Raw genomic sequence first — 22609 nt, 5'->3', positions numbered from 1 at the left:
CGGCGCCTGCCGGGCCGCCGCCGGGCGCGTCGGCGGCCGCCGATCTCCTCGGTTCAGCGCCCATCCCGCCAGCGCCCGGCCCGGCGCAGCAGGCTGCGGGTGACCAGCGCCCAGAGCAGACGCACCAGGGCGCCGGTCCCGAAGATCAGCATGGCCATGGCTGCGGCGGGGGCGGTGTCGCCGGCATCATCCATGGCCAGCACCGCCAGGGCGGCCAGCATGCTGTCGGGATCATAGAGGAAGACCACGGCCGAGACGGTGGTCAGGGCCGCCAGGAACAGGTAGGACGCCATGTCCAGCACCACCGGCAGGGCCAGCGGCAGCGTGACCCGGCCCAGTGTGACGGCCGGCGGCACCTTCAGCGCCCGGCCCGCCTCCTCCAGTTCCGGGTCCAGGCGGCGCAGGGCCGTCATCGCCGACAGGTGCGGCACGCTGTAGTAATGGGCGATGGTGCAGACCACCAGCAGTGTCAGGGTGCCGCTCAGCGGCCGCAGCGGGTTGGCCGGATCGGCCAGGAAGAAGACATAGCCCAACCCCAGCACCAGCCCCGGCACGGCCAGCGGCAGCAGCGCCAGCCCGTGCAGCCCCTGGCGCAGGGCCATCGGCGCCCGGCCCTTCACCACCAGCCAGGCGGCGGGGAAGATCAGCGCCGTGCCGAACAGGGCCGTCAGGGCCGCCAGCCGCAGCGAATTGCCATAGGCGGTCCAGCCGCCGCCATCCATCAGCTCGAACCGGTAATGGGTCAGCACCGGCGTCAGGTCATAGGGCCAGAGCCTGGCGAAGGAGGCGAACAGCGCCGTCGCCGGGATCAGCAGCAGGCAGAAGGCCAGGGCGCCGCAGAACAGCAGGAAGAAACCGTCCACCCAGCGGTTGGGCGCCGGCACCAGGGCCACGGCCTTGCCGCCCAGGGACGCCGCCGGGCGCCGGGCCATCAGCCGGTCGGCCAGGAACGCCAGCAGGGCCGGCAGCAGCAGCAGCAGGGCGATCACGGCGCCGCGCTGGAAATTCTGCTGGCCGATGACCTGACGGTAGATGTCGGTGGCCAGCAGCGGCGTCTGCCCGCCGATGACCTTGGGCACGCCGAAATCGGTGACGACCAGCGCGAAGACCGCGACGAAGGCCGAGACTAGACCGCCACGGACCGAGGGCAGGGTGACCGTCAGGAACCGCCGCCATGGCCCCGCCTTCAGGGCCCGCGCCGCCTCGTAAAGCCGGGCATCGGCCAGCGACAGGGCGGCGGTGAGGATCATCACCGCATGGGGGAAGGTCCAGAACAGCTCGCCCAGCACGATGCCGATCGGGCCATAGATGCTGTGCCCGCCCAGCATGCCCTTCAGCCAGCCCTGATTGCCGAACAGATAGACCAGGGCGATGCCGGGCAGCAGCGACGGCGCCAGCAGCGGCATCTGTGCCACCAGAGCGAACAGGCCGCGCCCCCTCATGCGGGTCCGCGTCAGCCCATAGGCATAGAGGAAGGCCAGCGCCACGCAGAGCACGGCGCTGAGCGCCGACAGCGCCAGGCTGTTGCCCAGGGCCGCCGACAGTGCCGGATTGCCGAGATAGTCACGCAGATTGTCCAGCCCGACAAAGTGCCCGGCCCGGTCCCGCACCGCCTGGGACAGCACCGCCGCCAGCGGCAATGCCAGCGCCAGCAGCAGGAACAGCAGCGGTGCCGCGACGGCCAGCAGCGATCCCGGCCGCGGCAGGACGGATCCGGCCGGCAGCAGGCTGCCCAGGCGCCGCGGCGACGTCCGGGGCAGGGGAAGCGGCATGGTCATTGCGCACCGTCCCCGGCGAACAGGCGCAGACGGTCCAGCGGCAGCCGCAGCCGCAGCCGCCGGCCCGGCTCCAGCCCGCGGCCCAGCGGCCCCCAGGCCGGTTGCAGCGTGGTCAGGGTCAGCGCGGCCAGGGCCGGGTCCGGTCGGGCCGGATCCTCCAGCCCCAGCTGCACCATGATCTGGGCGCCGCGATATTCGCTGTCCAGCACGCGGCCGGGCAGGGACAGATGCCCGTCTGCGACCAGCGGCGCCGCGAGGTCGCCATCCTCCAGCCCCAACCATTCCGGTCGCAGGCACAGCACCGGGGCAGGTCCCGCCGCCGGATCGGCGGGCAGCGGCAGGGGCCAGCGGCCGAGACGCAGACCGCCATCCGGCGCCCGCGCCAGCGGCAGCCGGTTCATGGCGCCGATGAAGCCGGCGACGAACAGGCTGGCCGGCCGCTCGTACAGGTCCGACGGGCTGCCCACCTGTTCGACCCGGCCATGGTTCAGCACCATGATGCGGTCGGACAGGGTCAGCGCCTCCTCCTGGTCGTGGGTGACCATCAGCGTGGTGATGCCCAGCTGGCGCTGCAGCCGGCGCAGTTCGGCCCGCAGGTCGCGCCGCACCTCCGCATCCAGGGCCGACAGCGGCTCGTCCAGCAGCAGCAGGCCGGGGTTGGGCGCCAGGGCCCGGGCCAGCGCCACCCGCTGCTGCTGGCCGCCGGACAGCTGGCCCGGATATTTGCCGGCATGGGCGCGCAGGCCGATCAGATCCAGCATGGCCTCCAGCCGCGTCCGCCGTTCCGGCCGTGGCAGGGCGCGCAGCCCGTAGGTGATGTTATCGGCCACCGTCAGCGTCGGGAACAGGGCATAGGACTGGAAGACGATGCCCACATCGCGCCGTTCCACCGGCACGGCGGTGACATCGGCACCGTCCTGCCGGATGCTGCCCTCCGTCGGTGGCGCCAGCCCGGCGATGGCGCGCAGCAGCGTGGTCTTGCCCGACCCGGACGGCCCCAGCAGCGTCACGAATTCGCCACGGCGCACCGTCAGATCGACGCCCTCCAGGGCCGTGAACGTCCCGAAGCGCTGGCCGACGCCCCGCAACACCAGATGGGGGGCGTCCTGGGGGGCTTCCCCCCCTTCACCACGGACAGCGTTCATTTGGCTTCCGACTTGGCATCGTAGCGGCGCGACCATTCGGTCAGGATGCGGTCGCGGTTGGCGGCGGCCCAGGCGAAATCCTGCCTGGTCAGCCGCGTCTCCAGATCGGCGGGGATATGGTTGTGCTGCGGCTGGACCTCCGGCCGGGCGACGATGGCGAAGCTGCGGGCGTACAGGGCATTGGCCTCCGGCGTCGCCGCCCAGTCCAGCAGCGTATGGGCCGCGTCGAGCTTGGCCGTGCCCTTGACGATGGCCACGGCCTCCATGTCCCAGCCCAGCCCTTCGGCCGGCAGCACCAGCTCAATGGGGGCGCCCTGGTCGATCAGCTTGGCGGCACGGTATTCGAAGGACAGGCCGATGGCGAATTCGCCCGTGGCCGCCTGCTTGCACGGCTTCGAACCGGAATGGGTGTAGCTGGCGATGTTGCGGTCCAGCGCATCCATGAAGGCCCAGCCCTTCTCCTCGCCCATCATCTGCAGCCAGGCGCTGACCATCAGGAAGCCGGTGCCGGAGGAGGCCGGATTGGGCATGGTGATCTGGCCCTTCCAGGCCGGATCGGTCAGATCGGACCAGCGCGCCGGCACCGCCAGGCCGCGCTTCTCCCGCTCCGTGCGGTTGACGCACAGGGCCGAGGACAGCACATCCATGCCGATCCAGTGTGGCTGCGGCCGCCCGTCGCGCAGGGCCGGCTTCACCTTGTCCAGCCCGGCCGGGGCATAGCCGTCCAGCAGGCCCTCCTGGTCCAGCAGCATCAGCGAGGTGGCGGCCACGCCCATGACCACATCGGCATTGGGGGCGGCCTTCTCCGCCAGCAGACGGGCGGTGATGACGCCGGTGCTGTCCCGCACCCAGCGGATCTCCACCTCCGGGTGCGCCGCCTCGAACGCCTCCTTGTAGGCCTTCAGCTGATCGGCCTCCAGCGACGTATAGACGGTGAGGCTGGTCGCCGCCCACGCGGCCGGTGCCGTCAGGCCGAGGGCCAGGGCAAGAGCGAAGGACAGCAACGAAAGTGAACGGCGCATTGAGGGCACCTCGGGAACAAACGGAACGCGAGCGCAACATCCGCGGGCCGGGGCACCGCCTTTGTTGCGGCCGCACCATGGCAGGGGGGTGACGTATATTGGAAATCCATCGTATCAATGGCCAGCATAGATCCAGCCTATAGGAGATCCCGGTGCTGCATACCCAGCTGCGTGCCTTCCACTGGGTGGCGCGCGAAGGCAGCTTCACCCAGGCGGCGCGGGCCCTGTCGATCTCGCAGCCGACCCTGTCGGCGGAGGTCAAGGCGCTGGAGGAGCGTTACGGCCTGCTGCTGTTCGTGCGGGAGCGGCGGGGGGTGGCGCTGACGCCCGCCGGCCAGACCCTGCACGAGATCACCCACCGCCTGTTCGCCGCCGAGCAGGAAGCCATGGAACTGCTGGCCGGCCACCGCGCCCTGACCGGCGGCACCTTGAATGTGGGGGCGGACGGGCCGGTGCAGGTGATTCCGTTGCTGGCGGAATTCACCCGCCGTCATCCCGGCGTCAAGCTGCGCCTGTCGCTGGGCAATGCCGAGACGATCCGCCGCGACCTGCTGGAAATGCGGCTGGATGTGGCGGTTCTGGCCAGCCCGACCATCGACCCGCGCCTGACCGGCCTGCCACTGGGGCGGGAGCCGGTGGTGCTGATGCTGCCGGCGGAGCATCGGCTGGCCGCCGCCGCCAGCGTGGCGCCGGACGATCTGCGGGCGGAGCGCATCCTGATGCGGGAACCGGGATCGATGACGCGCCGCGTGGTGGAGCGGGTGCTGGCGGAGGCGGAACTGACCCTGCCCGACACCATCGAGATCGCCTCGCGTGAGGCGCAGCTGGCGGCGGTGAAGGCCGGTCTGGGACTGGCCTTCATCTGCGAGGCTGAATTCAGCGGCGATCCGGCCCTGACGGTGCGGCCGCTGCACGGGCTGAAGCTGGAACTGGACGAATATGTGCTGTGCCTGCGTGAGCGCAGCCGGCTGGGCAGTGTGCGCGCCTTCCTGACTGTGGTGGAAACCATGTCCGGCACCTGGCCGCATCCCGTCTGGAGCACCGATCCGGCGGAGTGACAGAACGCATAACGATATAAAGAAGTCCTTATGTGTTGTTGACGCTGTGGCGGCGCTGCGCTAGCGTCTCATGGTCATGGTTCCCCGGCCCGCCCTGGCGGTGGTGCCGGGGCTAAGAGGGAAGCCGGTGCAAGGCCGGCGCTGCCCCCGCAACTGTCAGCGGCGAGCGTTCCGTCCAACATGTCACTGGGGTCCTCGCGGCCCTGGGAAGACCGGGCGGCAGGCGAAGACCCGCGAGCCAGGAGACCTGCCATGAACAGATAACGTCCACGGGCGGGGTGTCCCGGTGTGTCGCCTTGGCAGGCCGCATCGGATCCGTCCGGGGCCTGCCTGTCGCGTCCGCTATGGCCTTTGCCCCCATCCATCATGGGGTCCATGCCAATGTCCAATCTTGCCATTGCCACGCTCGGCGTACCGCGTATCGGTCTGCGCCGCGAGCTGAAATCCGCCCTGGAGAGCCACTGGGCGGGCCGCACCGATGCGGCGGAGCTTCTGGCCACGGCGGCCCGGCTGCGCGCTGAAAGTTGGCGCCGCCAGCAGGCGCTGGGGATCACCCATATTCCCAGCAACGATTTCTCCCTCTACGACCATGTGCTGGACCTGTCGGTCATGGTCGGTGCCATTCCTGCCGTCTATGGCTGGCACGGCGGCCCGGTGCCGCTGTCCACCTATTTCGCCATGGCGCGCGGAACCCAGGGCCGGCCCGCGGGCGATCCGGCCGGCGATCATGGGACCGGACCGGGCTGCGATTGCGGCGGGGATCACGCCGTGACAGACGGTGTGCCGGCGCAGGAAATGACGAAATGGTTCGACACCAACTATCATTTCATGGTGCCGGAGGTGGAGCCGGGCCAGCGCTTCCAGCTGGCCGGCACCAAGCCTGTCGATGAATTCCTGGAGGCCAGGGCGCTGGGCATTCACACCCGCCCGGTGCTGCTCGGTCCTGTCACCTGGCTGCTGCTGGCCAAGTCCCGGCAGCCGGGCTTCCGCCCGCTGACGCTGCTGGAGGATCTGCTGCCGGTCTATGCCGAGGTGCTGCGGCGCCTGCGGGCGGCCGGGGCAGACTGGGTGCAGATGGACGAACCCTGTCTGGTCCTGGATCTCGACGGGGCCGCCCGCACCGCCTTGCGCCGGGCCTATGCGGTGCTGGCGTCGGCGGCACCCGGACTGAAGCTGCTGGTCGCCAGCTATTTCGGACCGCTGGGCGACAATCTGGACACGGCACTGTCCTTGCCGGTGGCCGGTCTGCATCTGGATCTGGATCTGGTCCGCGGTGCCGGCCAGCTGGACGCGGTGCTGGCGGGACTGCGCCCGGATGCCTGCCTGTCATTGGGCGTCATCGACGGCCGTAATGTCTGGCGTGCCGATCTGCCGGCCCTGCTCGACCGCATCGCCCCGGCGGTGCGCCGGCTGGGAACGGAGCGGCTGATGCTGGCCCCCAGCTGCTCGCTGCTGCATGTGCCCATGGACAGTGACGCCGAGGTGCAGCTCGATCCGGAGCTGCGGAGCTGGCTGGCCTTCGCTGCCCAGAAGATGACGGAACTGGCCGTGCTCGGTCGGGCGCTGACGGAGGGATCCGACGCCGTGGCGGCGGATCTGGCCGCCGCGGCCAAAGCCGTCCACGGCCGCCGCACCTCGCCGCGCATCCATAATCCGGCCGTGGCGGCGCGGCTGGAGGCGGTGACCGCGGACATGGCCCGCCGCATCCCCTATGCCGAGCGGCGCTGGCTGCAGGCGCAGCGTCTGCATCTGCCGGTCTTCCCCACCACCAGCATCGGCTCCTTTCCCCAGACCGACGCCGTGCGCAAGGCCCGCGCCGACCATGCCAAGGGCCGGCTGTCCGCCGTGGAGTATGAGACGTTCCTGCGGCAGGAGACCGGAGCGGCCATCCGCTGGCAGGAGGAGATCGGGATCGACGTGCTGGTTCATGGCGAGTTCGAACGCAACGACATGGTCCAGTATTTCGGCGAACAGCTGGAGGGTTATGTCTTCACCCGCCATGGCTGGGTGCAGTCCTACGGCTCGCGCTGTGTGCGGCCGCCGATCATCGTCGGCGACGTGTCGCGGCCGCGGCCGATGACGGTGGGGTGGGCCGGCTATGCCCAATCCCTGACGGAACGGCCGGTCAAGGGCATGCTGACCGGGCCGGTGACCATGCTGCACTGGTCCTTTGTGCGGGATGATCTGCCCCGTGCCACGGTCTGCCGCCAGATCGCCCTGGCCCTGCGCGATGAGGTCACCGATCTCGAGGCGGCGGGCATCGCCATCATCCAGATCGACGAACCCGCGCTGCGCGAAGGGCTGCCGCTGCGGCGGGCGGACGGACCGGCCTACCTGAACTGGGCGGTGGAGAGCTTCCGGCTGGCGGCCTGTGGCGTGGGGCCGGCGACCCAGATCCACACCCATATGTGCTATTCGGAGTTCAACGACATCATCGCCGCCATCGGTGCCCTTGATGCCGACGTCATCTCCATCGAGACCTCGCGCTCGAAGATGGAGCTTCTCGACGCCTTCGCCGATTACCGCTACCCCAACGAGATCGGACCCGGCGTCTATGACATCCACTCGCCACGTGTGCCGACGGTGGCGGAGATGGTTGATCTCCTGGTCCGGGCCGGGAAGAACCTGTCCCCCGATCAGATCTGGGTCAATCCCGATTGCGGACTGAAGACCCGCCGCTGGGAGGAGGTGAGGCCGGCGCTGGCCAACATGGTGTCCGCCGCCCGGACCCTGCGCTCGCAGGCCTGATCCCAAGGCCCGGTGATCGTGGTCGATCACCGGGCTTCTCGGGCCAGTCGCGGTTTCAATTCGCGGCCGGGCAGGGCTGGCCGATACGGGTGAAGCCAACCCCGCGCTCGCCCAGGAAATCCATGACATCCGTGGCCGCCAGGGCGAAGCCGGCGCGGGATGCCTGTTCGACCGAGACATTGATGAAGCTGTTGATGCCGATGACGTTGCCACAGGCATCCACCAGCGGCCCGCCGCTGTTGCCGCCGGAAATGGCGGCGGAATGGGCCAGGGTCATCACGCCCCGGCCGCTGTTCTGGCGGGCCATGACCTGCCCCTGGGAAAAGGCCAGTTCCGGCAGCGCCGTCAGATCCCCGCCGATCAGCGCGGTGAAATTCTGGTCGTTGGCCAGAAGCAGCCCCGGATAGCCGGCGGCCACCACATCGTCCAATTCGCTGGAGAAGCCACTGAGGCCCAGGGTGACAGCGGCACCGGGGCCCTCGATTTCCAGGACGGCATAGTCCCGCTGATTCTGGGCGGAGGTCGGCGCCATGGCCACGATGCGGGCGCGGCGCGGCGTGTTGGTCCCGCGCCCGACCACGATGACCGTCCCGTCCTTGGCCTTCTCGATGACATGATAGTTGGTCAGGATCAGTGTGGGACTGATGAAGAAGCCGGACCCGCTGTCCTCCCCGGCGATCACCAGCACCACGGCGGCTTTCAGCCGCTCCACCAACGCGGCGCGTGACAGCCGGCGTGGTGTGTCCGGCTCCGGCTTGGCCGCCTCGGTCGCCGTTCCGGTCTTGTCCGGCGACGGGGCCGGGGGCATGCCCGCTGGTGCCACCTCCGCCGCGACCGGCTTGGCCGGCGCGCTGCCGGGCGGCGTTGTCGGCGCGGGGGGCGCCCCGGCGGCCAGAAGGGCCTCCGCCTCGGCGCGGTTCTGGCAGATGTCGCGGTCCAGCATGGCGCGCAACGCCTCGATCCGCGCCTGTTTCGCGGCCGCATCGGGGGCCGGCTGGCCCCAGGCGGTGCCGGCCAGCGAGACCGCCAGGGCAAGGACGCCAAAGGCCGTTGCGCTGCCCCACCGCTGCCTGAACCACCGTCCGAACCGCTGCCCGATCAACCCCTGCCGCATCACCCGCTCCCCGCACAACAAAGCCAAAGCGGAGGGTCCGTCCGCTCCCGCGCTCCGGGCCGGACGGACGCCCCTGCCGGTTGCCCGGCCGTCAGCGCTTGACGGCCAGGTCCACCTCCTGCTCCAGCGCTTCCTTCTCCTTGCGCAGAGTCTCCAGCTGCCGCGCCTTCTCCCCGTCATCCAGGTACGGATTCTGCTCGGCCAGGGCGATGCGCTTCTTCAGGCTCTCCACCTGCTGCTTCAGCTTGCTGGTGTCCTTGCGCGCCGTGCTCAGCTTGGCCTGCGCCTTGTCCAGGTCGCTGTTCAGGGCGGCCAGCTTCTGCTCGGCCTGGGTGCGCTGGCGCGCCACGGCCTGCTGCTGCGCCGTCAGGCGTTCGACCTCACGCTGGCGCTGCACCTGCTGGTCCTGGGCGTTCTCCAGCGATTGCTGCTTGTCCTGCAGCCGCTGCTCATAGCCGCCGGAGGTGATGCCCTGGACGCCGGACAGGAAGCCGCCCTTGGACGGGTCGGCATCGGTCTGGCAGGCCGACAGCAGCAGGCTGGCGGCCAGGATCGCGCCGACGCGCGTCATTTGTGTCATGCTGGTCATGGTCTGTTTCCTCAGCCGACGCGGGAGACCTTGCGGCGCTGCACCAGCGTGTCCACCTCGCCCTGGAGCGCCGCGATCTGCGTGCGCAGGGCCTGCATTTCCTTGTCCATCTGCTGCTGCTGGGCCTTGTTGCCCAGGGCGGCGGCCTGCTTCTGGATCTCCTGCAGGTCCTCCTCCTTCTTCTTCAGCCCGTCGAGGGTGGCCAGCAGCACCTTGCGGTTGCTGTCCACCGCCGCCATCTGGCGCTTGGCGTCGGCCACCGACAGGGTGCCGGCGGCGATCTGGCCGTCGATCCGCTCCATCTCCTTCATGTCGCTGGCGATGACCTGGCGGGCATTGTCGGACAGGTCGGCCAGGCGGGCATTCTCCGTCTGGACGTCGGCGATCATGGAATTGTACTGGGCTTCGGCCGTGGCATATTGTTGCTTCTTCTTGGCGATGTAGTTGCCGGCCACGGCGCCGACACCCGCCCCCGCGGCCACACCGATGGCCACATCCTTCTTGTTCCCACCGGAGGCGGCGGCGATCAGACCGCCGGCCAGCGCGCCCAGCAGGGCGCCCTCGACCACGGTGGATTCATAGTTCTTGGCCTGCTCACGCAGGGCCTGCTCCTGCGGTGTCAGCGGCCGGCCCGGATCGCCGCTGGTGGTGGCGCAGGCTGTCAGCAGGAAGCTGGCTGTCACCGCGGTGGCGATGGCGCGGTACCCCTTGGAAAGCGTCATGATAATCTCCCCCATCTCCGCGTGAGTATTTAGAACTTGGACCAATCATCCAGCCACTGGCTGCGGCTGACCTTTCCGTCCTTCTGGTATCTGCTGATGTGCTCGATATGCTTCTTCAGCAGCGGCACCAGCGAGGACAAACCAAGACTGTTCAGTTCGACTGTCAGGATTTCTGCCTGTTTGGCGATGGTGTCGGCGGAATAGTTGCCGGCCGTGCCGATCACCGTGTCGGCGTAGTATTTCAGGTTGTCGGTCAGGGCCGCCTCGTCGGTCTTCAGCTGCTCGGCCATGCTGCGGGTGCGCTCCTCGTCCGGGGCGCTGGCCTGCCGGCGTTTGACGATGTCGCGCAGGCCGGCCACGGCATGGCCGTCGTCGCGCAGCTTCTGGCCCAGGAAGGCGCCCAGGCGCAGGGTGGTGCGGGCCGAGCGGTCGCGCTGCTCGTCGCGCTCGGCGATGTTCTGGCGCAGGGTCAGCCCCAGCTTCTCCAGCCGCGCCTTCATGGCCGGGCTTTCCGCCGCCTTGGTGATGATGCCCAGCTCGTCGATCGGGTCCTCCGCCGCCTTTCCGGCCAGGGGATCGGGTTTGACGGCGTCGGCCTTGGACACGCTGCCCAGCCCCTGCCACGCCGCCTGGATCTCCTTCAGCCGGGCCGGCGAGGTGATGACCGGGCCGGCGACCACCAGACGGAAGCCGGTGGTCTTGACGCGGCGGGGACCCTCGCCCTGGTAATAGGGCACCTCCTGCCGGTAGGCGCTGCGGATATCGGCTTCCGCCGTCAGGTAATTGCCGCCGCGGACCACGAAGCCGCCGGCCTGCCCATGCAGCCGGCCCAGCTTGCTGGCGCGGAACGGGTCCAGCACGATCTCGTCGAGATTGCCCAGAATATCGTGCAGCCCCAGCGGGTTGGGCTTCAGCAGCCCGGTCAGCTGCGGCTTGCCGTTGGCCGACTGGCTGCCGCCATACCAGACATAGGCGCCCAGCCCCTCCGGCATGGGGAACAGCCGTTCCTGGAAATCCGCGGGCGACACGGCCCCGCCGCCGCGGGCCGCGAACTCCCATTCCGTTTCGGTGGGCAGGCGGACGAAGCCCGCCTCGTCCCCGTCATGCGGCAGCCTGTCCTTGGCGTGGGCGCGCAGCCACAGGCTGTATTTGTCGGCGAAGGCGACGGCGTCGATCCAGCTGACGCTGCCCTGGGCCATGCGTCCCTTCATGGACGGCGTCGGACAGGTCTCCGCCGTCAGGGCCTGGTACTGCAGCTCGCTGACCTCGTACTTGGCCATCAGGATGTAGCGCTTGGCCTTGCCGTCGGCGAAGCTGCCGGCGATCTGCACCTGCCGCGACGCCTCGGCATAGCCCTGGGCCGCGTCGCTGCCGCCGATGGTCACCTGATAATCGTCCAGCGGGCCGCCCGACGGCACCACCACCTTGCGGAAGGCCATGGCCCCGTCGCAGGGCAGCGGCAGGATCACGTCGTCCGGCAGCGGCACCGGGTTGTAGAGCTTCTCCTCCCAGCCCGCGGCCACGGCCGTACCGGTCAGGCCCGGCAGGGCGGCCGCCAGACACAGGGCCAGCACGCCTCCCGTCCTAGAGATCGCGCAGACTGTCCGCCGGATCGATCGTGATCGCACGGAATCCTCCGATGAATGAGGCCGTCAGAGCCAGGAGCAGGGTGGAGAGCAGGGCCAGCAGCGCATGGACCGGGGCCAGGCGGCAGACCAGCGTGTCGGCGGGCAGGCCGCTGGCGAACACGGCGTTCAGCAGGGCGGCGACGCCCAGGAACAGCAGCAGCGACAGGCCGGTGCCCAGGCCGGCCACCAGCGCCGCCTGGGTGGCCGGGAACAGTGACACCGCCGTGACCGGGAAGCCGACAAGGCGCAGCAGGGCCAGATCGCGGCGCTTGCGCTCCACATTGGCCCACAGGCTGGCGGCCAGCGACACCAGGAAGCCGCCGACCGCGATCAGCGCCAGCGTGGCGAACAGCACCGACAGGGCGCGGTCGACGGCGCGGACCAGATCGATCTCCGCCGCCTCCGTCTGCACCTCGAAGCCCTGCTGGCGCAGCCAGCCGGCCAGACCGGCCACGTCGTCCAGGCTGCGGGCGAACAGGCGGGCGCTGGCGAAGGGGGGCAGCTCGCCCGTCGTGGCGCCGGTCCCGGCCCCCAGGAACGGCACGGCGAAACCGCTGCGGTAGCGCTCCGCCGCCGTCAGCAGGTCCGGGGACACGAAGACGGTGTTGCGTCCGCCCTGCGCCTCCGGCACCACGCCGACGATGCGCAGGCGCAGGCGCAGGACCTCCTGCCGCTCCTGCAGGCGGCGCGACAGCAGCGCCGCCATGCTGTCGCCGCTGCGGACGTTCAGGGCATCGGCCACCGGGCGGCTGACCAGTACATCCAGCGGCGTCTCCGGCTGCGGCAGGCCGGCCAGCAGCGGGTCGCCGGGGGCTGTGGGCTGCATCGACAGCGGCGGCAGGGCGCGCCCGCCGGCATCCATCACGTCCAGCGTCGCCGCCAGCGAGCGGGTGCGGGGCACGGCGAAGGCCACGTCGGGACGGGCGCGCAGCGTTGTGAACCAGTCCGGCGCCAGGCTGTAGCTGCCGACCAGCCGCACCTCGCGCGTCAGGGGATTGGCCACCAGCTTGTCGGTCATGGCACTGACGATGCCGAATTTCAGCCCGAACAGCACCAGAAGCGGCGACAGCACCGCCACCAGCCCGGCCACCAGGCACAGGGTCATCCGCCATTCATGCGCGGCATCGCGCAGGGCCAGCAGCACGGCCAGACGCAGCGGATGGCGCAGCGACGGCTGCACCGGGACCGGGGTTGGCGCCGGCATCAGCCCGTTCCCCCGAAGCGTGTGGTCGGGACGGCGGCCCCCGCCACCGGCTCGGCGCGCAGGCGGCGCAGCGGCAGGCGGTCCAGCATGTCCCAGTCGTGGCTGACCAGCACCAGCGTCGTGCCCAGCGCCCGCACGGCCTCCAGCAGCAGGGTGACGATACGGCCGGCCGTATCGGGATCGACGGAGGCGGTGGGCTCGTCGGCCAGCAGCAGGGCCGGGCGGTGGGCCAGGGCGCGGGCGATGGCCACGCGCTGCCGCTCGCCCACCGACAGGGCGGCGGGGCGCTTGTCCAGCAGCGGTGTCAGCCCCAGCGTCTCCACCAGGGCTGGCAGGTGGGGCGCATCGGCGCGCTGTCCCAGCAGCCGCAGCGACAGGGCGATGTTGTCACGCACCGTCAGGAACGGCAGCAGCCCGCCCGTCTGCAGGATATAGCCGATGGCGCGGGCGCGCAGCCCGGCCATGGGGTCGGCCCCGCCGCCCTGCCACAGGGCACGGATGTCCACGGCCCGGTCCGGCCCGCCCAGGACGAAGCGGTCGGCCTGTCCCGGCCGCAGCACCAGCCCCAGCACGTCGAGAAGCGTGCTCTTGCCGCAGCCGCTCGGCCCGGTCACCGCCACCGCCTCGCCGGCGGCGATGTGCAGCCGCGGCACTTCCAGATGGAAGCCCCGTCCGGCATCGCCCCGGCGGCAGACCAGCCCCTCGATCTCCAGCATGGCGCCCGGTCCGTCAGGGCATCAGGTCGAGCGGCACGGGATAGACGCTTTCCCCCGGGTCGGCGCCATTGTCCAGGGCCACCCAGCGGTCCACATCGTCATGCATGACCTGATAGAGGCGGAGCTTGCGGTTGACGTCGTCGATGAAGGCCTGCTGCTGGCCGATGCTCCAGGCCGTCCAGGTCTCCTGGTCCAGCTGCAGCACCTTGCTCTGATAGGGCAGGTCCTCCAGATACTCGCCCATCAGCCCCAGATCGGCCAGCCGGGTGGCCTTGGGATCGTTGATGGCGTTGGGGTCGCGCCCCAGCACCGCCGCCGCCGACCGCATCTTGTTGAAGAACTCGGCCGGCTCGAACCGGGCGGCTTCCGCCGCCTTGGCGATGCTCTGCAGCACCGACTGCATGTCGCTCAGCTGGTTGCGCGTCAGCAGCACGCGCACCTCGGTGGTGGCCACGTCCGGCTTCGCCAGATCGCGGTCGCTGATCCAGGCCTTGAACAGCGGCGGGGCCTGGGTGCCGGCGGTGCGGCCGAGATAGGCCAGCTGCATGGCATGGCCCAGCAGGGCGGCCTCGCGGCGCATGCGCTGGGCGGGATCTTCCTTCGCCGGGTCCGTTTTCCCCGGATCCGCCTTGGCTGGATCCGGTTTGGCCGGCGCCGCCTTCGGCGGGGAGGCGGTGGTGAAGCCGGCGGCTGCGGTCTGGGCGCTGCCGGCCACGGCCTGGCCGGTGGCGGCGGCCTTGACATTCTCGGTCAGGGCGTCGGCCAGCGTATCCACCAGCGTGCCGAACCTGCCGACATCACCGGTTTCCACGGCATAATAGAGCGGGGTCGGCAACAGGCTGTGCTGGCTCAGCACCCGGTACTGCTGCTCGGCCTCGGCGTGGTTGTCCTTGCCCTTGGGTGTCTTCAGGTGGAGCGTATAGAGCGCCACGCCGCGATAGGCGGCCTCCGCCCGCACCTGTTCCGCATCCAGCCCGGTGGCCGACAGCGGGTCCTTGCCCGGCAGGGCGCCGGCATCGGTGATCAGCACGATGTAGCGCCCGCCGAACTGGGCCCAGGGCACCTCGGTCAGCGCGGTCATGACGCCGGCATAGGCGTCTTCGCTGAAGCGGGCGCTGGACACGGTGGCCTCCTTGACCTCGGCCACGCGCTGCATGAAGTCATCGCCACCCTTGACCTCGGCGGGGTTGGCGAACAGCTTGGCCGTGTATTCCAGCTGTGGGGCACCCTTCAGGCTGGAGCGGAAGCCCACCATGCCGAAACGGACCTGATCCCCCAGCCCGGCCTTGCCGATCTTGTCATAGATGGTCTTCACCGCCTGCCGGGTGCGGTCGATGTACGGCCCCATGGAGATGGTGGTATCGACGACGAAGACCACGGAGGCCGAGAAGTTGCGCAGCAGGCTGGCCTGCGGCGCGCCACCGGCCGCCGGGGTGCTGGATTGGGCGGCACCCGCCTGGGCCGTACCCGCTTGGGGGGACGCGGCCGGGTCATTGCGTGAGACCGAGGCCACCTCCAGCAGGCGCACGCGGTGCCCGCTGCCGGAGAAGGTCTCCTCCACCCCCAGGATCGGCAGCAGATAGAACTTGTCGCGGATGTCCACATAGGTGTCCGGCTCGACGGCCACCACCTTGGGGTCGCTGCCGCCGGACAGGATCTTGCTGCGCAGCGGCGCCACGGCTTTGGCCGGGTCGTCCGTCTCCAGCAGGCCGGCCAGATCCTCCCGCTGGGCGAAGAACAGCGAGCGGTCGCGGTTGGCCGGATTGGTGAAGGCCAGGGCCAGCTGCTGCTTCCAGGGCAGAGTCATGTCCGCCTGCACCCAGCCGTCGGTCTTGCCCTTGGCCGTCAGCCCCACCTCCAGCCATTCCGTGCCGGCGACCTCGCGCCGGTCATAGACATAGAAGCGGGTCAGGGCCGGCTGGGCCGCGCCCGGCCCGTCGCCGGGCGCGCGCTTCAGCACCAGACCGGGCCGGGCCAGCACGCGCTGGAACAGCGTCTGCTTGCCCGGCATCAGCAGCGGGTCGCGGGCCTGGGCGGCGGGAAGGGGCAGGGCCAGGACCGTCAGCGCGGTCAGGGCGCCGGCCAGCAGGCGGCGGGCCGGATTCATTTCAGCGTCTCCAGCATCTTGGCCGCCTCGGCATCGCCGGCATCCCGGGCCTTGGTCAGCCAGGCGATCCCCTGTTCGCGCTGCTGCGGGCTGAGGTTGAGATCGATCAGCAGCTTGCCCAGCCGGCGCTGCGCCAGCACGTCGCCGGCCTGGGCCGCCGGCTCGTACCAATAGGCGGCCGTCTCGGCATCGGCGGCGGGCAGGGGGCTGGTGGTGGGCGACCAGCTCTCCGGATCGTACATGCGGGCCAGGGCCACCAGTGCCTCGGTCTGGCCGCCGCGGGCGGCGTTCTGGAACAGCAGCATGGCCAGATCGGCCTTGCCGCGCTCCTGCATCTGCTGGCCGGCCTGGAAGGCGTCGGCCGGGCTGGGATTGCCCTGCAGGAAGCGGTTGATGTCGGCCAGCGTCTCCAGCCCGGCCGGCGCCGCAGCCGCTTGGGGGGCGGGCGCCGGGATGGCCGGTGTCGCCTCTGCCTCGGCCGTCTTCGGCGCGAAGGGCGGCACCTTCAGGTACCAGGCGGCGCCGGTCATGCCCGCCAGCAGCCCGGCCAGCCCCACCAGCCAGGGGATCAGCCGGGTCAGGCCGCCGGAGCCGGTGTCCGGCTTGTCGATCGGCCTGTCCACCGGCCCGGTCGTCCCGGTGGTCGTCACCGGCGGCTCGCCGGCGGTCAGCACCGGGGGCGGTTCCAGCGGGCCGGGCGGCAATGGGGAAGGCGGCGGCTGGACCGGCCGCGGTTCGGGCGCGCGGCTGCCGCCGCCGCTGCCCGTGCGCACATCGCTGCCGATGGTGACCTTGGCCGGCTCGTCCCGGCCGTCCAGGCGGAACAGGTACTGGAAGCGGATGTTCGGCGGCGCCCCGACGATGCTGTCCACGATCTCGGGACCGAGCGGCACCTGCAGGTCGCCGCCCTCCACCCGGGCGCCGGACAGCGGCAGCCAGCGTTCGCTGGGTCCCCAGCTGCGGTCGGCGTTGAGGTAATGGCCGTCGCTGTTGCGGGCGATGCGCAGGGCCAGATCGCCGGGAAGCGTGGCGATGCCGGCGATCCGGGCCAGGGCGTGCCCCGGGCCGCGGCCGGCATCATAGGAAAGGTCGACACGCAAGGGCATCGGTCAGGCTCCGGCAGGACGGTGTTCGGATCGGTCGGCGATCAGGGCCAGGATGGCGCCCATGCGCTCATTCTGCTCCGGGGTGATCTCGCTGCCGGCGGCATGGCCGGCATTGTTGATGGCGGTTTCCCGGAAGGCGTCGAACCAGCCCAGGATGTAGCGTTCGGTGAAGCGGGCGCTGTCGTCGCTCAGCACCGGCAGCCCGTCGGGCGGCGGCGGCGCGATGAAGCCGTCGGCCACCCCGGGGACCGCCTGGGGCGATGCGCGCCCCAGCCAGTCCACATACTCGTTGATGATCATGCAGGCGATGCGCACCTGCTGGTCGGCCAGCCGGCTGCGGGTGGTGCCGGCCTGGGCCTCGGCCTCGTCCAGGGCCCGCACCAGCCTTTCCTCCAGACGGTTGCGCAGGGCGCCGGTGATGATCTCGTCGGCCAGCCCCTGCAGCATGTCCGCTGTCATCCCCACATAGGCCAGCACGCCGTGGCTGTCGGGCAGGCCGCGCAGCTGCTTGATCCAGGCGGTGATGCAGGCCTTGGCGAAGCGGGCGGCACGGCCCGTCGCCGGGGTCCCCGCCGTCTTGGCGCCGCCCAGAACCACCAGCCCGCGCTTGGCCGGTGCCGCCTCGCCGCCATCTTCCTCGGCCTGGACATAGAGGGAGCGCAGATGCTCCGGCCCCGGCTGCAGCAGCCGCAGCAACTCGCCGAAGAAGGTGGCCTGTTCGGTCAGGGCGGTGGTGACCTGCTCGGCCAGCAGGCGCTTGCGCGCCACCGCGTCGGCCCCATCGGCCCGGTAATAGCGGCCCAGCTGCACCTCGACCAGATCGTGCCGGATTTGCGCCACCTGCTCGGCGATGCGCTCCAGCTTCACCTCCAGCCGGGCCACCTGGCGCAGATAGCCGGCCAGCCGCGACATGCCGCCGTCATTGGGGCGCAGCATGGCGTCCCAGGCCTCGGCCGTGTCGCGGATATGCTGGGCCGTGCGCGGGCTTTCCAGCAGCGTGCGGCGCAGATCGGCCAGGGTCTGCTGCCGGCTGGGCAGCAGCCCGGTCTCCTGGCGCTGGCCGTCGGTGTCGATGAAAGCGCCGGCCATGCCGGGGCGGCGGACCAGGAACAGATTGTCGAACGGGCGGCCGGCCGCCCAGTCGTTGACCCAGCCTTCGCCCTCGAACCGCTCCAGCAGCACCTGGACGATCAGGTTGTTCCAGCCGATCCGCAGCAGGTCGTCGGGCTTGCCCAGCTCGCCGGAAATGCGCTTGTCGAACTTGGTGATGGCCCAGATCAGGCCGGGCTGGCGCTGCGCCCGCCGCTCCGGGGTCTCGCCCTGGGTCAGGCGGATCCAGCTGCTCAGGGCGTCGGCCACCTCGGTGACGTTGATCTGCTCGTCGCTGGGGGTGCAGAAGATCAGGACGTTCATCTCCTGATCGTCGGTGTAGCGCTCGAACAGATAGGCGACCTTGCCGCGCAGCAGCAGTTCGCCCAGCGCGTCGCGGCTCTGCAGCTTGGACTTGGCGTCATCCAGGCTTTCCACCTTCAGCCGGGCGCGGTAGCCCGGGAAGTCCAGCAGATCGACCTCTTCCAGTCCGCTCTGCCGCGGCGCGTCGGCCAGACCGAAATACATCTCCACCGCCAGCGCGGCCAGCAGCGACCGCGGCAGGTCGGCGGCGGCGCCATAGCCGTCCGCCGTGGCCGGCAGCAGGCTCAGCCGGTCGGCATCGTCCTGGCCCAGCCGGAACATGATGTCGACATTGACGATGTTGTCGAGCTGGGTCAGCCCGCCGGACCCGTCGGGCTGCACCAGCGCCGTCAGCGGCGCGAACACCCGCTCGGCATGGCCCACCCGCTCCAGCCCGGCCCGCAGCTTGATATAGGTGTTGACCAGATCGGGCACCCGCCCGAACAGCGGGGCGAACAGCTGCGCCCGGTCCTGCGCCCCCAGATAGGGGGCCAGCGCGATGGCCGTGGGCCAGAAATCGCCCTTCAGCGGCTCCATGCGCACGGGGAAGCGCTTGCTGAAATAATCCATGACGTCCAGCACGTCGTCGGCGGTCAGGCCGGGGACGGGCTGGGGCTGGCGCCGGTGCTGCAGCGCCTTCAGTTCGGCATGGATGGTGGCGGGGTCGGTGTCCAGCCGCACCTTCTTCTCATCGAAGTCGCAGAAGAAGGTGTTGCCCAGGATCTTGATGATGTCGGCTTCCGACAGCAGCTTCAGCTCCACCGGATAGCCGGCGGGAACCGTGCGGGCACGGCGGGAGAAGCGGGTGACCAGGCCGGTGGCCTCCTTGCCGCCCCCCGGCGGATTGACATGGTCGATGAAGTTCAGGCGCTGGCCGTCCATCACCGTTTCCAGATCGCCGTTGGCGCCGCTGGCCAGGGCGGAGATCAGGTAGGACTTGCCGGCCTGCGACAGGCCGAAGAAGCCGACCGACATGGGCCGGCGCGCGGCGGCGCCCAGGCGCCGCAGCTGGTTGCGGTGGCGGCGCAGCTGCTCGACCAGCCCGTCGGCGTCGCGGTCCAGCCGCTCGGCGCCGGGCCGGACATCGGCCACCCAGTCGATGGCGCGGCCGATGCCGCGGCTCATCTCGTCGCAGCGTTTGGAGAGGGTGTCGGATGAAGCGTTCACGGGTCGTCTCTCCTCAACGGACGATGCTGCCGGTGTCGAGCCAGTAGCTGTTCTCTTCCAGCCCGACGGCGTTCAGCGTCATCAGCCGCACCCGCAGGGTCTTGGTCGACAGGGCAACCCCGGCGGAGGACAGTACCTCCGCCACCTCCACCGTGTCATAGGGCCGCCGCTGGCGTTTCAGCCGCACCTTCAGCACGGCCCCGTCCTGGGCGCCGCGGTCCAGGGCATCGCGGGCGCGGTTGCGGCTGTCGCCCTCCTCCTGGCGGAACTCCAGGCGGTAGAGCGGGGCAGCCCCCCAGCGCGGGCTGGACAGCTGCCGGAACCCCAGGGTGATGGGGCCGCGCATGTCGAAGCTGACGCTCTCGTCCAGCTCGTAGGTCTCGTCATCCAGGTCGATGCCGCTGTAATAGACGTCCTCGTCCTTGATGGTCATGTTGCGGTCGACCATGCCGATATGGCGCACGGTGGAGGTCAGCTTCAGGTTCTGGGCCTGGAAATAGAAGTTCGGCAGCCGCCGCTCGCGGCAGAGCATGCACAGCGTGGCGCCGACGACGGCCGTGGTCTTCGGGTCGACGATGCGGTGCTGGCTGCTGAACGGGTACCAGTCGCCGGTACGATAGTTGTGCAGCGGCAGGATGCGGTCGGGCGGCAGCGGCAGCAGCGCCCGGAACACCGACAGGATGCCCGGCAGCCGGCTGGGCCGGCCGCTCAGCAGCAGCCAGTCGCAGTCATAGAGGTTGGCCACCTCGCACAGGGACTGGATGGTCTTGCAGATCTCCATGTCGCCATGCAGGAAGAAATCGTGCAGGCGGTGCAGCCGCGACGGCACCCGCACCGACAGCAGCTCGAAGCCGCCGACACCGGCCACCTGGCGCACGCAGCGCCGGGCATAGTCGCAGACCGCGGCGAAGGGCTCGTCATCCTCGATGCCCAGCATCTCGCGGATGGTCAGGGTCTGCTCCTCCACCGGGGTCAGCGGATTGTAGCCCTCATAGGCCTTCAGCAGATGCAGGGCCAGCGGGTACAACACCTGCACCGTCAGCTGCTGGCGCAGCACCTTTTCCTGCACGTCGGAGGCCTCGGCCCCCATCATGCGGGAGATCACCGGGCCGGGATCGGTGACGGAGGCCTCCTGCAGCGCCGTCTCCAGCGCCGGGATCAGCAGACGGTTGATGACCTCCAGCACGATATCGTCGCCGGCCACCTTGAAGCCGTCGCGGAACACCTGCCGGGGTTCGATGAAGACGTTGGCGCCGCGCCCCTGGTCCAGCCGGTAATCGGTGATGACCAGATCGGTGGTGCCGCCGCCGATATCGATGGAGGCGATGCGCAGGCTGCGCTCCTCCCGGTCACCCGGCCGCGGCTTGCGGGCCGCCTTGAAGAACTCGGCCGGGCGGCCGCCGAAATGGTTGATGATCTCGCTGTAGAGCCAGACCACCTGGGCGCAGGTCGCCTCGTCCCACTGGATCAGGATGGTGGGCAGCGGCGGATAGCTATCGGGGTCCGGCTCGCCGAAGCGGGGCACGGCGTCCAGCGGATGCCAGCCCATGGCCTTCCACACCAGGGCGATGGCCTGGCGCACGCTCGCCTCGAAGATCTGCCGCTCCGGCTTCGGCATGGAGGGCGGGACGGTCAGGATGACCGAGCGCAGATGGCGCGGGAAATGGGACTGGCGCTGCTTCATGCGCTGTCCCGGGCTGTTCATCTGGATCAGCGCCTGGGCCAGCACCTCGGCCAGCATGAAGGTCATCAGGGCGCTGCGGCTGTAATTGGGGTGGAAGACCGGCAGGTCGTCCGGATTGTCGTACAGCGCCTCGCCCAGATCGTTGATCAGGTCGCCGAAGGGCGACGCCGTGGCCAGCGGCTCGGCCTCGCCCTTGTTGAAGGCCTCGTTGAAGCGCCAGCCATGGACATAGCGCTCCTTGTCCCAGAGATAGCGCTTGGGGCTGGACAGGCCGGTGGAGCCTTCGGTGCCGCGGCGGCGGGCGGCCAGACGGGCCGCCTCCGGGCCGACGCGGGCGATGGTCGGCCACAGGAAGCTGTTGCGCCCGCTCTGGCAGGAATAGTCCACCTTGCCGAACACGGCCTCGGCGAACTCCACCCGGCTTTCGAACGGGTCCTCATAGATCATGTGCGGCCGCGACAGGTCGCGCAGTTGCAGGATATAACGGTCGCGCAGACCGTCCTGCTCCATCGGGTGGTTCTCCACCAGGATGCCCACGGTGCGGCTGTTGCCCACATCCAGGGCCAGATCGACCTGGATCGGCTCGCCGGCGCGGTCACGGCTGTTGGACAGCAGCGCGAACACCGGCACCGGCCGGTCATGGGTGCGGCCGGTGCCGCGCAGGCTGGACCCGATCAGCCACAGCAGGTTCAGATAGTGCTGCTGGTGCTTGCGCTCGCGGGTCAGCTCCTCCTCGATGCTCTCGGCGTCCATGCGCAGGCGGGCGCGGGCGTTCTCCTCGAACAGGTTGGCCAGCCAGTCGTTGACCCAGGGCAGATCCAGATAGGGCGTGGGGTCATAGCCGCGCCAGGCCAGGGCGTATTTGGCCGCGCCCTGCTGCACCTCCTCCATGGTCGGCGCCAGATAGGCGGCGCCCTGCTGCAGGCGCTCGTCGGCATTGGTGTCGAAGGCCAGCACCAGCCGGTGGGTGTGGCCGTCCTCGTCCTCGCCGTCGCGCAGCGGCACCAGCCGGGCGCGCGCCCAGTTGGTCGGCCCGGTGTCGAAGCGGTTGCTGCCATGGATGCGCAGGATCGGCACCGGCAGCCAGACATCGCCCAGCAGTTCCAGCGAGGTGCGGAGGTCCGCCTCGTATTCCGGCTTGACCCGCCGGGTGCTGCCCGGCTCGCAATAATCGCCATCGACCAGGTCCAGGCGCACCAGGGCGCTCTGGCTCTGGCTGCGGGTGAAGCCGCCGGGCGCCAGCCCGCGCATGTTCAGGGTGATCCCGAAATCGACGAACTGGATGCCGCTGCGGACGATCAGCGAGATCTCTTCATCGAAACCAACCAGCCGCGGAAGCGTCATGTCTTGTCCTCGAACCTGTTCGACG

Annotated in this window: 15 protein-coding genes and 1 riboswitch; of the genes, 2 read left to right on the top strand and 13 right to left on the bottom strand. The window is 70.1% G+C overall.

Going from position 1 to position 22609, the window contains the following annotated elements; genetic code table 11:
• Positions 1–53: 53 nt before the first annotated feature.
• From DK368_RS10775 to DK368_RS10765, 3 genes are read right to left on the bottom strand one after another with little or no spacing between them, the layout of a single operon-like run.
• Positions 54–1778, bottom strand: coding sequence for a putative 2-aminoethylphosphonate ABC transporter permease subunit (locus tag DK368_RS10775; protein WP_114393947.1), 1725 nt, complete (start codon positions 1776–1778; stop codon positions 54–56).
• Positions 1775–2923, bottom strand: coding sequence for an ABC transporter ATP-binding protein (locus tag DK368_RS10770; RefSeq protein ID WP_114393946.1), 1149 nt, complete (start codon positions 2921–2923; stop codon positions 1775–1777). The genes DK368_RS10775 and DK368_RS10770 overlap by 4 nt, the downstream gene beginning before the upstream one ends.
• On the bottom strand, positions 2920–3945 hold the full coding sequence (locus tag DK368_RS10765) for a putative 2-aminoethylphosphonate ABC transporter substrate-binding protein (protein ID WP_114393945.1): 1026 nt from the start codon (positions 3943–3945) through the stop codon (positions 2920–2922). The genes DK368_RS10770 and DK368_RS10765 overlap by 4 nt, the downstream gene beginning before the upstream one ends.
• Before the next feature lie 152 nt (positions 3946–4097).
• On the opposite strand from DK368_RS10765, the gene DK368_RS10760 reads away from it, so the two are divergent.
• A complete protein-coding gene (locus tag DK368_RS10760) occupies positions 4098–5003 on the top strand; it encodes a LysR substrate-binding domain-containing protein (protein WP_114393944.1) in 906 nt (301 codons plus the stop codon).
• A 60-nt stretch (positions 5004–5063) separates the two neighbouring features.
• A riboswitch (cobalamin riboswitch) is annotated at positions 5064–5272 on the top strand.
• Between the two features lie 106 nt (positions 5273–5378).
• Positions 5379–7751: a 5-methyltetrahydropteroyltriglutamate--homocysteine S-methyltransferase gene (gene metE / locus DK368_RS10755; protein ID WP_114393943.1), complete on the top strand. Its 2373-nt coding sequence runs from the start codon at positions 5379–5381 to the stop codon at positions 7749–7751.
• A 55-nt stretch (positions 7752–7806) separates the two neighbouring features.
• Here the strand turns inward: metE and DK368_RS10750 are convergent, their stop codons facing one another.
• The 10 genes from DK368_RS10750 to DK368_RS10705 form a co-directional block, all read right to left on the bottom strand.
• Entirely contained in the window at positions 7807–8865 is a 1059-nt protein-coding gene (locus DK368_RS10750; protein WP_114393942.1) for a S1C family serine protease, read from the bottom strand.
• A 91-nt stretch (positions 8866–8956) separates the two neighbouring features.
• Positions 8957–9454 (bottom strand): hypothetical protein, encoded by a 498-nt coding sequence (locus DK368_RS10745; RefSeq protein WP_114393941.1) that lies wholly within the window; start codon positions 9452–9454, stop codon positions 8957–8959.
• Positions 9455–9465: 11 nt separating this feature from the next.
• Complete coding sequence (locus DK368_RS10740) at positions 9466–10176, bottom strand: glycine zipper 2TM domain-containing protein (RefSeq protein ID WP_162305987.1); 711 nt, start codon at positions 10174–10176, stop codon at positions 9466–9468.
• A 29-nt stretch (positions 10177–10205) separates the two neighbouring features.
• Positions 10206–11750: a formylglycine-generating enzyme family protein gene (locus DK368_RS10735; protein ID WP_205028150.1), complete on the bottom strand. Its 1545-nt coding sequence runs from the start codon at positions 11748–11750 to the stop codon at positions 10206–10208.
• A 10-nt stretch (positions 11751–11760) separates the two neighbouring features.
• Positions 11761–13008, bottom strand: a complete 1248-nt coding sequence (locus DK368_RS10730) for an FtsX-like permease family protein (protein WP_114393939.1) — start codon at positions 13006–13008, stop codon at positions 11761–11763.
• The gene (locus DK368_RS10725; RefSeq protein WP_114393938.1) at positions 13008–13724 is read right to left on the bottom strand and encodes an ABC transporter ATP-binding protein; all 717 of its coding nucleotides are present in this window, start codon (positions 13722–13724) and stop codon (positions 13008–13010) included. The genes DK368_RS10730 and DK368_RS10725 overlap by 1 nt, the downstream gene beginning before the upstream one ends.
• 13 nt (positions 13725–13737) lie before the next feature.
• Positions 13738–15831, bottom strand: a complete 2094-nt coding sequence (locus DK368_RS10720; RefSeq protein ID WP_114393937.1) for a vWA domain-containing protein — start codon at positions 15829–15831, stop codon at positions 13738–13740.
• Positions 15828–16937, bottom strand: coding sequence for a tetratricopeptide repeat protein (locus DK368_RS10715; RefSeq protein WP_114393936.1), 1110 nt, complete (start codon positions 16935–16937; stop codon positions 15828–15830). Before DK368_RS10715 ends, DK368_RS10720 begins: the two co-directional genes overlap by 4 nt.
• Positions 16938–16940: 3 nt before the next feature.
• The gene (locus DK368_RS10710) at positions 16941–19556 is read right to left on the bottom strand and encodes a virulence factor SrfC family protein (RefSeq protein WP_114393935.1); all 2616 of its coding nucleotides are present in this window, start codon (positions 19554–19556) and stop codon (positions 16941–16943) included.
• A 13-nt stretch (positions 19557–19569) separates the two neighbouring features.
• Complete coding sequence (locus DK368_RS10705; RefSeq protein ID WP_114393934.1) at positions 19570–22584, bottom strand: virulence factor SrfB; 3015 nt, start codon at positions 22582–22584, stop codon at positions 19570–19572.
• Positions 22585–22609 lie beyond the last annotated feature (25 nt).

This window comes from Oleisolibacter albus, assembly GCF_003336875.1.
Classification (GTDB): domain Bacteria; phylum Pseudomonadota; class Alphaproteobacteria; order Azospirillales; family Azospirillaceae; genus Niveispirillum; species Niveispirillum album.
Note: the sequence above shows the minus strand (reverse complement) of the source record. Positions and strands in the feature narration are given on the sequence as shown.

Coding starts and splice junctions, on each gene's coding strand:
- DK368_RS10775 (WP_114393947.1), bottom strand. CDS start 1,778: ATGACCATGCCGCTTCCCCTGCCCCGGACGTCGCCGCGGCGCCTGGGC.
- DK368_RS10770 (WP_114393946.1), bottom strand. CDS start 2,923: ATGAACGCTGTCCGTGGTGAAGGGGGGGAAGCCCCCCAGGACGCCCCC.
- DK368_RS10765 (WP_114393945.1), bottom strand. CDS start 3,945: ATGCGCCGTTCACTTTCGTTGCTGTCCTTCGCTCTTGCCCTGGCCCTC.
- metE (WP_114393943.1), top strand. CDS start 5,379: ATGCCAATGTCCAATCTTGCCATTGCCACGCTCGGCGTACCGCGTATC.
- DK368_RS10750 (WP_114393942.1), bottom strand. CDS start 8,865: ATGCGGCAGGGGTTGATCGGGCAGCGGTTCGGACGGTGGTTCAGGCAG.
- DK368_RS10745 (WP_114393941.1), bottom strand. CDS start 9,454: ATGACCAGCATGACACAAATGACGCGCGTCGGCGCGATCCTGGCCGCC.
- DK368_RS10740 (WP_162305987.1), bottom strand. CDS start 10,176: ATGACGCTTTCCAAGGGGTACCGCGCCATCGCCACCGCGGTGACAGCC.
- DK368_RS10730 (WP_114393939.1), bottom strand. CDS start 13,008: ATGCCGGCGCCAACCCCGGTCCCGGTGCAGCCGTCGCTGCGCCATCCG.
- DK368_RS10725 (WP_114393938.1), bottom strand. CDS start 13,724: ATGCTGGAGATCGAGGGGCTGGTCTGCCGCCGGGGCGATGCCGGACGG.
- DK368_RS10720 (WP_114393937.1), bottom strand. CDS start 15,831: ATGAATCCGGCCCGCCGCCTGCTGGCCGGCGCCCTGACCGCGCTGACG.
- DK368_RS10715 (WP_114393936.1), bottom strand. CDS start 16,937: ATGCCCTTGCGTGTCGACCTTTCCTATGATGCCGGCCGCGGCCCGGGG.
- DK368_RS10705 (WP_114393934.1), bottom strand. CDS start 22,584: ATGACGCTTCCGCGGCTGGTTGGTTTCGATGAAGAGATCTCGCTGATC.